Consider the following 13,313-nt stretch of genomic DNA (forward strand, 5'->3'; position numbering starts at 1 on the left):
TCTATTTGCCTTTCAATAAAAAACCACAACAAAATTTAATTCTGTTGTGGTTTTTCATTTTAAACTCTAAACTGAGACCGGGACTGTAAACTAAAATCTACCAGGGAATCGGGTTGTAATCTTTCAGAAACTTTCCGCACCAATGCTTTCCTGTATTGATTCCGTCAAACAAAGGATCCATAACGCGTGCAGCGCCATCGACAATATCCAATGGAGGTTGAAAATCTTCTAATTCCTGTTTCTTTTTCGCCAATTCGGCAGGATCTTCATCTGTTACCCAACCAGTATCAACAGCATTCATAAAAATACCATGTTTGGCCAAAGTTCCAGATGACGTATGCGTTAACATATTCAAAGCGGCTTTTGCCATATTGGTATGCGGATGACGGTCTTCTTTAAAAAAGCGATGAAACTTCCCTTCCATTGCCGAAACATTAATGATATGTTTTTTCCCTGTATTATCTTTCTTCATAACTTCCGAAAGTCGGTTACACAATACAAAAGGCGCAACAGAGTTTACCAATTGTACTTCGATCATTTCTGTAGTTTCAATTTGCCCTAAACGCAAACGCCAGCTATTTGTTTTACGCAAATCGACTTGCTGTAAATCGGCATCGAGTTCTCCTTCCGGAAAAACTTCATTCGCCACCAATGCATTATCAAAAGAATACGGAATTTGAGATAATTGAGCCGAAGCGCGCAAACCAATTCCGGGTTCAGGTCCGTGCCAGGTTACCGGCATATTTTCGTTGGATGAAGCGCCACTTGTCAGAATTTTTAATTCGTCCAGACAATTCAAATGATCTCCTAATAATTCCTGCGCTTGTTTAGGCAATGCACTTATTGGCAATTCTTCATTTTGCATTAAATGCGAATAAAATCCTGCCGGACGTCTCACAGTTTGAGCCGCATTATTTATTAAAATATCCAGGCGTTCGTATTTTTGTTCAATAAAATTGCAAAAAATCTCCACACTTGGTATATGTCTTAAATCTAAACCATGAATTTTTAAGCGATGTCCCCAATCCATAAAATCCTCTTCCTTCGCAAAACGCAAAGCCGAATCTACCGGAAAACGGGTTGTAGCAATAACAGTTGCTCCGCCACGCAAAAGCATTAAAGTAATATGATAACCAATTTTTAAACGCGAACCGGTAATAATGGCAACTTGACCTTTTACATCAGCGGTCTGGAAACGTTTAGCATAATTAAAATCACCGCAATCGGTACACATCGTATCGTAGAAGTGATGCATTTTAGTAAATTCTGTTTTACAAACGTAGCAATTTCTTGGAGTTTCGAGTTCTAATTGTTCTTTATGAGCAAGATCATTTAGCGCCAATAATTTAGGCGCTACAAAAATACTGGCTTCACGCGCATGACGAATTCCGGTTTCTTTACGTGCGGTTTTGTCTTTCTTTTCTTTTTTTCGTTTGGCAGCCTGAAGTCCGTCTTTTACTCTTCGGGAAAACTCATCTCTGTCAGGTCGCGAAAACATTCCTGCTTCTTTAATCAAAGCAATTCTTTGCTCTTTCGGAATATCAAATATCTGATCTGTATTAGTATTCAATTGTGCTAAAATAGCAATGCATCGATTAATTTCTTCAGAAGATATCTTACTTGTACCTTCTATTTCTTCCTTCAACATCATAAAAAAACGTATTACTATTAGCTTAAATTAAAGTTCGCAAATATAGTGTTTTTGAACTCTGAAAGATCTTAAACCTAAAGTAACAAGATCTTCCCTTTTGACTATTGATCATTATCTTACTATCTTCGCATCCAGATGTAACTATTTCTATGCTATTTCAGATAAAATCTTATTTAAAATTCCTTTGGAATTCAAAAAACGAACACGGAGTACATTCGCCATTCGTATTTAATTTATTAACGAAATGTTTTTACGATAAAAAATCAAAACCCGAATATTCAATTCTGAAAAATTATCGAAAAACACTTTTAGAAAATAAAAGTTTTATCGAAGTAACAGATTTTGGTGCAGGATCAAAAGTTTTTAAATCGAACAGAAGACAAATATCTAAAATAGCCAAAACTGCAGGAATTTCAGCAAAACGTGCCGAGTTACTTTTTAGAGTTACCAATTATTTTCAGCCTAAAAACGTTCTGGAAATAGGAACTTCATTAGGCTTAGCTACTTCTGCTCTGGCTTTAGGAAATCCAAAAGCAAAAATAATTACACTCGAAGGATGTCCGCAAACAGCAAATCAATTTCAATTGCAATTTCAAAAATTCAATTTCAATAATGTAGATTCGGTAATAACTGAATTTGAAAATTATCTGCAAGACATCAAGCTGAGACTGAAAACTGAGACTGAAAATTTTGACCTGATATATTTTGATGGTAATCATTCGAAAAAAGCAACTTTAGCGTATTTCGATCTTTTATTAACCACTATCACAAACGATTCTGTTTGGATATTTGATGACATTCACTGGTCTCCTGATATGGAAGAAGCGTGGGAAATAATTAAAAACCATCCAAAAGTTACTGTAACTATTGATACTTTTCAATGGGGATTTGTGTTTTTTAGGTACGAGCAGGAAAAAGAACATTTTGTGATTAGGGCATAAAAAAAATGACAACCATTTCTGATTGTCATTTTAATACTAATTCAATTTACTTAATTATTTTTTAGCTTCTTTGTTTTCTTCAGATTTAGCTCCCATTCTGTTAAGAGTGTACATTGGAGCAAATTTCACTTTCAAACCTGCAATTTTTCTATTGTCTTCAGATGTAAGACCTTCTTTTTCAACTGTATTTTTACGGCTGTCAAGTGCTTCGTACATTAATTTTACTTCATCCCAGTCTTCACGAGAATATTTATCTTTATTATCCTCTACAGTATGTACAAATTGTTGGTATACACTATGAATATTTTTAGCGTTTACCCAGTCAAAATTCATATCATCTCCAATTTTTCCTTCACCAAATAAGGCGTTTCTTAATTGTTGTTTTGGGCTTGGAGCCGGAGGAGCAAGAACGGTAGCCATTTCATTTTTAAACGCTTCGTATTTAACTTTACTCTCATTTATTTTTTCTGTTGCTGCAGAATTGTCTTTAAGATCAGCTAGTGCAGTTTGAGCCTCGGCAGCTTTTCTGTCATATTCAGCTTCAACAGTTGCCCAATCGGCTTTCAAATCATCGGCTTTTACGTTTTTAACAGAATCAACGTAGGCTACATAAGCATCGACTGTTTTTTGAGCTTTTTCCTGTTTTTCATCTTTACAAGATGTAAATGCTAATGCAATTAATGCAATTCCCGATAATAATTGTATGTTTTTCATAATTCTGATTATTTAAGATTAGATAACAAATATAGTTAAATTTTTAAATAAAAATAAATAATTGTCATTTTTTTAATATTTAAAATTAAAATAATTCAATAAAAATTAAAAAATATGATAATTATGTAAAAACATTTTACAATCATATAACAACTTTTTCATTCAATGGAATATAATAATATTAAAAAGTATTATTTCGAAAATGCCAAGGCTTATAAACAGTTGTTTTTGTAACAAAAATCAATTTCAGGCTACTTATCGTTTATTGAAAAGTGTTTTGTACTTTTAAATCCAAAATTGTAAATCGAAATGGCAAATCCATTAATTAAAATAACCAACATCAAACGAGATTTTGTATTGGGTAACGAAATCGTCTATGTCTTAAAGGGTATAGATTTAGAAATCAACAAAGGCGAATACGTAGCTTTAATGGGCCCGTCAGGATCCGGAAAATCAACTTTAATGAATTTATTAGGTTGCCTCGATACACCAACTTCCGGACATTATGTTTTAAATGGAAAAGATGTGAGCCAAATGAAAGATGATGAACTGGCCGGAATTCGAAACAAAGAAATTGGATTTGTATTTCAAACCTTTAATCTTTTACCGAGAACCACCGCTTTAGATAATGTTGCATTGCCTATGATTTATGCAGGATATTCAAAATCTGAACGCAACGAACGCGCGATTGAAGTTCTAAAACAAGTAAATCTTGCCGACAGAATGGATCACCAGCCTAATCAGCTATCAGGAGGTCAACGCCAACGTGTTGCCATTGCCCGCGCTTTGGTAAACAAACCATCTATTATTTTGGCAGATGAACCAACCGGAAACTTAGACAGTAAAACTTCTGTAGAAATCATGAAGCTTTTTGGCGATATTCATGCTCAGGGAAACACCGTAATTCTGGTAACACACGAAGAAGATATTGCAGCCTACGCACATCGAGTAATTCGTTTGCGTGATGGTTTGATTGAAAGTGACACGAGTAAATAATTTTAGATTTCTGATTTTAGATTTTAGATTCCTTTGAAATTTTAGATTGTTGATTTTAGATTTTAGATTGTTTTCTAAATTTTAAATGTAAAAATCCATCATCTCAATCTAAAATCAGAATTCTAAAGTCTAAAATAAACTTAGCATCTTAGCACCTCAGAACCTTAGCATCTAAAAAAAATGAAAGTATATACAAAAACCGGAGACAAAGGAACAACAGCTCTTTTTGGAGGTACGCGCGTTCCTAAAGATCACATTCGTATTGACAGTTACGGAACTGTTGACGAATTGAACTCTTATATAGGACTTATTCGCGATCAGGAAATCGATGCACATTATAAAACTATTTTAATCGAAATTCAGGACAGATTATTCACCGTTGGAGCTATTTTAGCCACTCCGGCAGAAAAAGAAGTTTTAAAAAACGGTGAACTTCGGTTAAAAAACCTTGGAATCATAGAGTCTGATATCGAATTATTAGAAAACGAAATTGATAAAATGGAGGAAAGTCTTCCGCAAATGACTCATTTTGTTTTGCCAGGCGGACATCCTACCGTGTCACATTGTCATATTGCACGCTGTATTTGCCGTCGTGCAGAGCGTTTGGCAGTACATTTAAGCCATAATGAACAGGTTCCTGAAATTGCAATCAAGTACTTAAACCGACTTTCTGACTACCTTTTTGTCTTGGCACGGAAGTTGTCCTCAGACTTAAAAGCGGATGAAGTGAAATGGATTCCGAGGAAGTAAGGAGTTTACAGCCGCAGTCACAGTTTTACACTGAAAAGCGAATTCTTGAAAAGAAAGTAAAGAGTCGCAGTTTTTTAGTTTTATACTGTAAATTGGCATTGAAAACGAATAATTCAAAAAGAAGTAAACAGTCGCAATTTTTCAGTTTTCATACTGCAAACTGGCACCGAAAACTGAATACTAATAGAGACGTTCTTAAATTTTATTAAAATAAATCAAAATTTACTTGTCTTTTTCAGTAAAAAATTTATTTTTGCACAAACTAAACAGATAACAGATGTATTGGACATTAGAATTAGCATCTTATTTAAGTGATGCGCCATGGCCTGCTAACAAAGATGAACTTATAGACTACGCCATTAGAGCTGGTGCTCCATTAGAAGTAGTAGAAAACCTTCAATCAATCGAAGATGAAGGAGAGATATATGAATCAATGGAAGAAATTTGGCCTGATTATCCAACAGACGAAGATTATCTTTGGAACGAGGATGAATATTAAAAAATAAACCAAAGGAAAAAGTCTCATCACCGAGGCTTTTTTTTTGGTTCAAATACACATTTACATAAAATAGAAATACAATAAATCATGAGTTTCATAAACAGTATTATTAAAGTCTTTGTAGGTGATAAATCACAGAAAGATGTCAAAGCTTTACAGCCCTATTTAAACAAAATTAAAACATTCGAAACCAGCTTAATGAGTTTGTCTCACGACGAATTAAGAGCCAGAACCGCATATTTTAAAGAAAAAATAAAAGAAGCAAGAGCTGATAAAGATGCTAAAATTGCTGCACTTAAAGCAGAAGTTGAAAACATCGAAGACATCGACAAAAGAGAAGATCTTTATGATGCTATCGATTCTCTTGAAAAAGAAGCATACGAAATTTCAGAAAAAACTTTATTGGAGATTCTTCCGGAAGCTTTTTCTGTTGTTAAGGAAACAGCGCGTCGTTTTAAAGACAATTCATTTATTGAAGTTACTGCAACGCCAAAAGACCGCGAATTTTCAGCCAACAAAACGTATATCACTATAGAAGGTGAAAAAGCAATTTGGGCTAACAAATGGAATGCTGCCGGAAAAGAAATTACATGGGACATGATTCACTATGATGTTCAGTTAATTGGTGGTATGGTATTGCACGAAGGTAAAGTTGCCGAGATGCAAACTGGTGAAGGTAAAACTTTGGTGGCTACATTACCGCTTTACTTAAACGCTTTGACAGGAAACGGTGTTCACTTAGTAACAGTGAATGACTACTTAGCAAAACGTGATAGTACATGGAAAGCGCCTTTATTCGAATTTCACGGTTTAACTGTTGATTGTATCGATAATCACCAGCCAAGTACAGAACAAAGAAAGAAAGCATACGATGCTGATATCACTTACGGAACCAACAACGAATTTGGTTTTGACTACTTAAGAGATAACATGGCACACTCTCCTGGAGATTTAGTGCAAAGAAAACATAATTACGCTATTGTCGATGAGGTCGATTCTGTATTAATTGATGATGCAAGAACGCCACTTATTATTTCAGGACCGGTTCCTCAGGGAGATCGTCATGAATTTAATGAGTTGAAACCAAAAATCGAAAACTTAGTAGCACAACAACGTCAGTTAGCGAATGGTTTCTTAGCTGAGGCTAAAAAATTAATCAAAGAAGGAAACACTAAAGAAGGTGGATTCTTATTATTGAGAGCTTACAGAAGTTTACCTAAAAACAAAGCATTAATTAAATTTTTGAGTGAAGAAGGAATCAAGCAATTGCTTCAAAAAACCGAAAATCAATACATGCAGGACAACAATCGCGAAATGCATAAAGTGGATGAAGCTTTATATTTTGTAATTGAAGAAAAAAACAATCAGGTTGAATTGACTGATAATGGTATTCAATACCTTTCTGGAGATACAGATCCTGACTTTTTCGTACTTCCGGATATCGGGACTGAAATTGCAGCGATCGAAAAACAAAAACTGGATAAAGACGGTGAAGCTGAAGCTAAAGAAAGGTTATTCCAGGATTTTGGAGTAAAAAGCGAGCGTATTCATACTCTTACTCAACTTTTAAAAGCGTATGCTCTTTTTGAAAAAGATGTAGAATACGTGATCATGGACAACAAAATTATGATTGTTGATGAGCAAACTGGTCGTATCATGGATGGTCGTCGTTATTCTGATGGATTACACCAGGCTATCGAAGCAAAAGAAAATGTAAAAATCGAAGCTGCTACACAAACTTTTGCAACCGTTACATTACAGAACTACTTCAGAATGTACAGCAAATTAGGCGGTATGACAGGTACAGCGGTTACAGAAGCTGGAGAGTTATGGCAGATTTATAAATTAGACGTGGTGGAGATTCCAACCAACCGTCCGATTTCAAGACAAGACAAAGAAGATTACATCTACAAAACAACACGTGAGAAATTCAACGCTGTAATCGAAGATGTTACTGAATTATCAAACGCAGGAAGACCAGTATTGATTGGAACAACATCTGTAGAGATTTCAGAATTATTAAGCCGAATGTTGAAAATGAGAGGCGTTACGCATAACGTTTTGAATGCTAAAATGCACAAACAAGAGGCACAAATTGTAGAGGAAGCAGGTAAAGCCGGAGTTGTAACTATTGCAACCAACATGGCTGGTCGTGGTACCGATATTAAATTATCTCCAGAAGTAAAAGCTGCCGGAGGTTTAGCAATCGTGGGTACAGAACGTCATGATTCTCGTCGTGTAGACAGACAGTTACGTGGTCGTGCAGGACGTCAGGGAGATCCGGGAAGTTCTCAATTCTATGTTTCTCTTGAAGATAACCTAATGCGTTTATTTGGTTCTGAAAGAGTTGCTAAAGTTATGGACAGAATGGGACTTCAGGAAGGTGAAGTGATTCAGCATTCTATGATGACCAAATCTATCGAGCGTGCTCAGAAAAAAGTAGAAGAAAACAACTTTGGTGTTCGTAAACGTTTATTAGAGTATGATGACGTTATGAACTCTCAACGTGAAGTAGTTTACAAACGTCGTCGTCACGCCTTGTTTGGTGAGCGTTTGAAACTGGATATCGCGAATATGCTTTATGATACTTGCGAATTGATCGTAAGCAACAATAAATTAGCAAATGATTTCAAAACATTTGATTTTGATTTAATTCGTTATTTCGGAATTACATCTCCAATTTCTGAAGCAGATTTTACAAGATTATCAGATATTGAAGTTACAGGAAAAGTATACAAAGAAGCTTTGGCTTTCTACACTGAAAAAACAGAAAGAAGCGCCAGAGAAGCTTACCCAATTATTCAGGGAGTTTACGAAGAGCCAAACAACCAATTCGAGCGTATCGTAGTTCCGTTTACTGATGGAATCAAGACTTTGAATGTTGTAACAGATCTTAAAAAAGCGTATGATAGCCAAGGTGCTCAGTTAATTGCTGATTTCGAGAAAAACATCACTTTATCGATTGTTGATGAAGCCTGGAAAAAACACTTACGTAAAATGGACGAATTGAAACAATCTGTTCAATTGGCCGTTCACGAACAAAAAGATCCATTGCTTATTTACAAATTAGAAGCATTTAATTTGTTTAGAGGAATGTTAGACAACGTAAACAAAGAAGTTATTTCATTCTTATTCAAAGGTGATTTACCAGCTCAAAACGTTCCTGAAATTCACGAAGCAAAAGAAGTTCGTCAAAAAGAAAACTTCAAATTAAGCAAAGACGAAATTGTAAACAGCGAAGACATCAACCGCGAAGCTGGAGAAACACAACAACGTCAGGTTACGGAAACTATCGTAAGAGACATGCCGAAAATCAATCGTAATGATACTGTTACAGTTCAGGAAGTTGCAACAGGCAGAACGGAAGAAATGAAATTTAAAAAAGCCGAAACTTTAATCGCTTCTGGCGCTTGGGTTCTTGTTAAATAATATTTTTTTCTAAAATAATAAATTGAATAGCCTCCAGCTTTAGCTGGAGGTTTTTTTTTGATCCATACCAGGCTTTAGCCAAATTTTAGACATTTTAAATTTGGCTAAAGCCATTTATATATTCTATATCTAAACTCCAGCTAAAGCCGGAGGCTATTCAAAAAAAATGTCTCACACCATGGTACGGTTTTATTTTCTGTTTTGTTTTTTTTCACAAAGTCACAAAAATGCTCGCATTTAATAATAATAAAAATGTATTTTTGCTCCCGAAACAACGAAATCAAATCTTGAAGAAGTTTATTATCATAGTACTTTCCTGTATGCTTCTGGTGCCATCCTTTGGCAGTTTCTTTGTTTATACCTCTTTCAAATTAAATCAGGATGAAATTTCGAAAACCATTTGTGTACAACGCAAAATGCTTTTTAATTCCTGTAACGGTCGATGTGAACTTCAAAAAAGTTTAAAAAAATACGCCGACAACGAAAAGAAAATGCAAAACAATCTAAAAGAAAAAGTAGAGATTGTTTACATTCAAAATACAATTACAAACGAATTCAAATTAGTGAGTCCAATAGAATCTAAAGCAAAACTTTTTGCTGTTTTAGATCAAAAACCTATTGCTGTTGCGACAACTACTTTTCGTCCTCCATCCTATTTTATATAATTTTTAAAATCAAATTTCAATTGTATTGAGATGATTTTTCGTTGTTCATAAAACAACGAAACAGTGCTTACGCACATTTTAAATTTAAATTATATAAAATTCATAAAATGAAAAATACTTTATACAAAGCATTTGCTATTGTTGCAATTGCTGTATCACTAGTTTCATGTTCAAACGACGATAACAACGAAACAACTTCAAGAAACGGAAATATTACTTTAAAATTCGACAATGCTTTTGGCGCCAACGACCTAATTTTAAACACACAAGGCAACACCACTTCAAACAACGAAGTACTAAAAATTAGTCTTGTAAAATATATTGTTAGCAACGTTGTACTTACAAAAGCTGACGGAACTACTTTTACCTACCCTAAAAGCAAAAGCTATTTTATCGCAGACGAATCTACTGCTGCCGGACAACAGTTTAAACTAACAGATATTCCTGCAGGAGATTACGTAAAAGTAAAATTTGGCATTGGAGTCGACGAAGAACAATGGAAATTAGGCGCGGCCGGACAAGGCGATTTTTTGGCTCAGGCAGATGATGCAGGAATGCTGTGGTCATGGGCTGCAGGATATAAATTCTTTGCTCTCGAAGGAACTTTTACCTCTGCAACTGTTACCACACCAACTCCTTTTATGATTCACACCGGAAAAACCGGAACCGACTATAATTATACCGAAGTAACCGTAGACCTGCCAACAAAAGCTTTGGTTCGCGATAACATCACTCCTGCCGTTCATATTATTACAGATCTTTCTAAAATTATCGACGGCAAAAACAAAATCAAACTTTCTGATAACAACGCAGGCGGAATGGGTGCCATGATTATGGGCGGAGCCAACTTACTGTTGATTACGCAAAACATCAGCGCTATGTTTAAAGTAGATCACGTACACAACGACTAAATTTATTTTAAGGAGCACAAAAATTTCGGTTCACCAGAAATAACGTCCCGCTATCCACTATATCTTTTTTGTCCGCCGCGGCGGACAAAAAAGGATATCGCTCCTATCGGGGCTAAACGAGAAATTTTGTGCTTCTAATAAACCAAAGAGCAACACACAAAGAAATTTTAATGCCATTGTAATTTGTGCAAATTCGTGCAATTGCTTCGCCTGTTCGCTAACGCTCGAGCCGTGGCAAAAAAATAAATCGGATTGTTCTTTATAAATAAAAAATCATGCTGAAAATAAAATATTTTCTATGGCTGATGATTCCGTTGTTATGGAGTTGCTCTAGTGAGGAAGATGAATATGTAAATATTCCGTTGGAATTTACTGTTCCGTCAAACTTTCCTGCTTTAGCGTACAATATTGCACTGAATCCGCCAACAGAAAAAGGCTTTGAACTGGGCAAAAAACTATTCTACGATGGGCGTTTAGCGTCTGATGGAGTAGTTTCCTGCGGGTTTTGCCACATACAAGCCAACGCTTTTACGCATCACGGACACACAGTAAGTCATGGCGTAGATAATGCCCAAGGAACAAGAAACACGCCATCGATTCAGAATCTGGCGTATCAAACTACATTTATGTACGACGGAGCTGCAGATCATTTGGACTTGCAGCCTATAATTCCGTTGACGAGCATTATCGAAATGAACGGAAATTTGAACGCTATTTTGAAAATGATGAAAGCCGACAAAGAATATCAAAAATTATTTGGGCTAGCTTTTGACGATGGCGCCATTACAACCGAAAATATGCTAAAAGCACTTTCGCAATTTATGGTGATGGTAGTTTCCTCCAATTCAAAATTTGACAAATACCGACGTAATGAAACAGGCGGAACTTTAACATCAGACGAGTTGGCGGGTTACGATTTGTTTAAATCAAAATGCGCTTCTTGCCACGCAACCGATTTACAAACCGACAATTCGTTTAGAAATAATGGTTTGGCTGTAAACCCAATGGTAAATGATGTTGGTCGTTATAAAGTTACAGAACTGGCGAGTGATTATTACAAATTTAAAGTGCCAAGTTTGCGTAATGTAGAGGTTTCAGGACCTTATATGCACGACGGAAGATTTGGAACTCTCGAAGGTGTTTTGGATCATTATGCAAGCGGTATAGAAAACTCGGCAACGCTGGATCCTATATTAAAACAGAATGGAAAATTTGGAATTTCGCTTTCTGATACGGATAAAAAACAAATCATAGCTTTCCTGAAAACGTTGACGGATAATGAATATTTAAAAGATAAACGTTTCTCTGAATATTAACACGTTTGTGTAAATTATTTCTAACACATAGAAACATAGATTAAAATTTAAAAGAAGGCGTTTCACTTATTTAAAATACACATAGCTTACTATGTAGAAAAAAACAGATTTCAATAAAATAGGTGAGCATTTTGATGAAGTATATCACCAAAGTTGTCATTTCGACGGAGGAGAAATCTTCGCGAGAAGCTCGACAAAAATTGAATTCTCGTCGCAGAGTTACTTACGGAGATTTCTCCTCCGTCGAAATGACAAGATTGTGTTATCAAGAATGTCAAAAAAACAAAATACATAATGAAAACCGGAGTCCTAGCCCCGATTGCAGTGGAAAGCCTTTTTGAAAAAAGACCTAATTTTTCTTGGGTTTATAAAGCGACCAGCGGAAGCTTTATAAAAACATAGAAACATGGGATTTTGAGAAAAGCTTGAAACGAAAAGCGGGATCAGCTTCTAAAAATAATAAGAATGAAAATGAGAAAAATAATAGTAATGTTGACGCTTTTGGCTGGATTTTCGGCCTTTAGTTTTACCGTAAAAGATAGTATTTCGGGCTTTACGTTTCAGCGTTTGGCGATGATGGAAGATTTTGATTGTGATGCCTGCGGATGTTCTGCAAGTGGCGGAAGCATGGGTTTTGGTTCTATGCTGAACAATAATTTTGTGGGTTTAAGATATATGAAACAAAGTTACACGAGCCGCGACGGAATCTTCGCCAATTCGCCGTGGATAGATGAAAATTTTAATACGATTCAGGCTTGGGCAAGAATTCCGGTAACAGAGAAAATTCAGATTTCGGCATTGGTTCCGTATCATTTTAACGAAAGAGCTTTGACGGCCGGAACTGAAAATATTGAAGGTTTGGGAGATATTACCGTGATGGCTTTGTACACGGTTTTTGAAACGAAAAAAGACAGTACGTTTTTTACGCACAAGGTAAATTTGGGTGGTGGTGTAAAACTTCCGACAGGAAAATTTACTGAAGCCAATAATTTAGGAAGCGTTAATCAGAGTTTTCAGTTAGGAACCGGAAGCTGGGATTTTCCTATAGTTTCTGAATATGTGGTGAAACATAAAAATTTGGGATTAAACACAACGCTGAATTACATTTTTAAAACTGAAAACAGTAAAAACTATCAATACGGCGATCAGTTTAATTATGCAGGAACGTTCTTTTATTTGTTCGATTTAAAATCGGTTCAAATTGTTCCACAGGCTGGTTTGGCTGGTGAAGTTTACCAGACTAACAAACAGCATAATTTGGATTTACCCAATACGGCGGGTGATATTTTGTTTAGCAAATTTGGCATTGAAGCCGGAAAAGATAAATTTTCGGTTGGGTTAAACGTTATGCTGCCTATTAGCCAAAACTTATCAAGCGGTAATATGGAGGCGAATTACAGATGGAGTGTAAATTTGAATTATACCCTTTAATTTTTTAAAC

Annotated in this window: 11 protein-coding genes; 9 read left to right on the plus strand and 2 right to left on the minus strand. The window is 35.5% G+C overall.

Features of this window, described 5'->3' with window-relative positions; genetic code table 11:
* Nucleotides 1-97: 97 nt before the first annotated feature.
* Nucleotides 98-1,648, minus strand: a complete 1,551-nt coding sequence (locus LNP81_RS26965; protein WP_428979546.1) for an SDR family NAD(P)-dependent oxidoreductase — start codon at nucleotides 1,646-1,648, stop codon at nucleotides 98-100.
* Nucleotides 1,649-1,800: 152 nt separating this feature from the next.
* Between LNP81_RS26965 and LNP81_RS26970 the strand changes: the two genes are divergently transcribed.
* On the plus strand, nucleotides 1,801-2,592 hold the full coding sequence (locus LNP81_RS26970) for an O-methyltransferase (RefSeq protein ID WP_230040742.1): 792 nt from the start codon (nucleotides 1,801-1,803) through the stop codon (nucleotides 2,590-2,592).
* 54 nt (nucleotides 2,593-2,646) lie between these two features.
* Here the strand turns inward: LNP81_RS26970 and LNP81_RS26975 are convergent, their stop codons facing one another.
* Nucleotides 2,647-3,306, minus strand: coding sequence for a DUF6565 domain-containing protein (locus tag LNP81_RS26975; protein ID WP_230040744.1), 660 nt, complete (start codon nucleotides 3,304-3,306; stop codon nucleotides 2,647-2,649).
* Between the two features lie 309 nt (nucleotides 3,307-3,615).
* Between LNP81_RS26975 and LNP81_RS26980 the strand changes: the two genes are divergently transcribed.
* The 8 genes from LNP81_RS26980 to LNP81_RS27015 all read left to right on the plus strand — a co-directional run bounded on the left by LNP81_RS26980 (nucleotide 3,616) and on the right by LNP81_RS27015 (nucleotide 13,303).
* On the plus strand, nucleotides 3,616-4,302 hold the full coding sequence (locus LNP81_RS26980) for an ABC transporter ATP-binding protein (protein WP_230040746.1): 687 nt from the start codon (nucleotides 3,616-3,618) through the stop codon (nucleotides 4,300-4,302).
* Between the two features lie 180 nt (nucleotides 4,303-4,482).
* Complete coding sequence (locus LNP81_RS26985; protein ID WP_194617607.1) at nucleotides 4,483-5,052, plus strand: cob(I)yrinic acid a,c-diamide adenosyltransferase; 570 nt, start codon at nucleotides 4,483-4,485, stop codon at nucleotides 5,050-5,052.
* Nucleotides 5,053-5,329: 277 nt separating this feature from the next.
* Nucleotides 5,330-5,551 carry a DUF2795 domain-containing protein gene (locus LNP81_RS26990; RefSeq protein WP_007138072.1) on the plus strand — a complete coding sequence of 74 codons (222 nt, stop codon included), beginning with the start codon at nucleotides 5,330-5,332 and terminating at the stop codon, nucleotides 5,549-5,551.
* Nucleotides 5,552-5,638: 87 nt separating this feature from the next.
* The gene (gene secA, locus LNP81_RS26995; protein ID WP_230040748.1) at nucleotides 5,639-8,980 is read left to right on the plus strand and encodes a preprotein translocase subunit SecA; all 3,342 of its coding nucleotides are present in this window, start codon (nucleotides 5,639-5,641) and stop codon (nucleotides 8,978-8,980) included.
* Between the two features lie 227 nt (nucleotides 8,981-9,207).
* Nucleotides 9,208-9,645: a hypothetical protein gene (locus tag LNP81_RS27000; RefSeq protein ID WP_230040750.1), complete on the plus strand. Its 438-nt coding sequence runs from the start codon at nucleotides 9,208-9,210 to the stop codon at nucleotides 9,643-9,645.
* 107 nt (nucleotides 9,646-9,752) lie between these two features.
* On the plus strand, nucleotides 9,753-10,556 hold the full coding sequence (locus LNP81_RS27005; protein ID WP_230040752.1) for an MbnP family protein: 804 nt from the start codon (nucleotides 9,753-9,755) through the stop codon (nucleotides 10,554-10,556).
* A gap of 275 nt (nucleotides 10,557-10,831) precedes the next feature.
* Complete coding sequence (locus LNP81_RS27010; protein ID WP_230040754.1) at nucleotides 10,832-11,872, plus strand: cytochrome-c peroxidase; 1,041 nt, start codon at nucleotides 10,832-10,834, stop codon at nucleotides 11,870-11,872.
* Between the two features lie 471 nt (nucleotides 11,873-12,343).
* Entirely contained in the window at nucleotides 12,344-13,303 is a 960-nt protein-coding gene (locus LNP81_RS27015) for a transporter (protein ID WP_230040961.1), read from the plus strand.
* Nucleotides 13,304-13,313: the final 10 nt, after the last annotated feature.

Source organism: Flavobacterium piscisymbiosum, assembly GCF_020905295.1.
Classification (GTDB): domain Bacteria; phylum Bacteroidota; class Bacteroidia; order Flavobacteriales; family Flavobacteriaceae; genus Flavobacterium; species Flavobacterium piscisymbiosum.

Excerpts from the sequence above, each read along its gene's own strand:
- LNP81_RS27010 (WP_230040754.1), top strand. The coding sequence starts at position 10,832 with ATGCTGAAAATAAAATATTTTCTATGGCTGATGATTCCGTTGTTATGG.
- LNP81_RS26965 (WP_428979546.1), bottom strand. The coding sequence starts at position 1,648 with ATGTTGAAGGAAGAAATAGAAGGTACAAGTAAGATATCTTCTGAAGAA.
- LNP81_RS27015 (WP_230040961.1), top strand. The coding sequence starts at position 12,344 with ATGAGAAAAATAATAGTAATGTTGACGCTTTTGGCTGGATTTTCGGCC.
- LNP81_RS26990 (WP_007138072.1), top strand. The coding sequence starts at position 5,330 with ATGTATTGGACATTAGAATTAGCATCTTATTTAAGTGATGCGCCATGG.
- LNP81_RS26975 (WP_230040744.1), bottom strand. The coding sequence starts at position 3,306 with ATGAAAAACATACAATTATTATCGGGAATTGCATTAATTGCATTAGCA.
- LNP81_RS27005 (WP_230040752.1), top strand. The coding sequence starts at position 9,753 with ATGAAAAATACTTTATACAAAGCATTTGCTATTGTTGCAATTGCTGTA.
- secA (WP_230040748.1), top strand. The coding sequence starts at position 5,639 with ATGAGTTTCATAAACAGTATTATTAAAGTCTTTGTAGGTGATAAATCA.
- LNP81_RS26985 (WP_194617607.1), top strand. The coding sequence starts at position 4,483 with ATGAAAGTATATACAAAAACCGGAGACAAAGGAACAACAGCTCTTTTT.
- LNP81_RS27000 (WP_230040750.1), top strand. The coding sequence starts at position 9,208 with ATGCTCGCATTTAATAATAATAAAAATGTATTTTTGCTCCCGAAACAA.
- LNP81_RS26970 (WP_230040742.1), top strand. The coding sequence starts at position 1,801 with ATGCTATTTCAGATAAAATCTTATTTAAAATTCCTTTGGAATTCAAAA.
- LNP81_RS26980 (WP_230040746.1), top strand. The coding sequence starts at position 3,616 with ATGGCAAATCCATTAATTAAAATAACCAACATCAAACGAGATTTTGTA.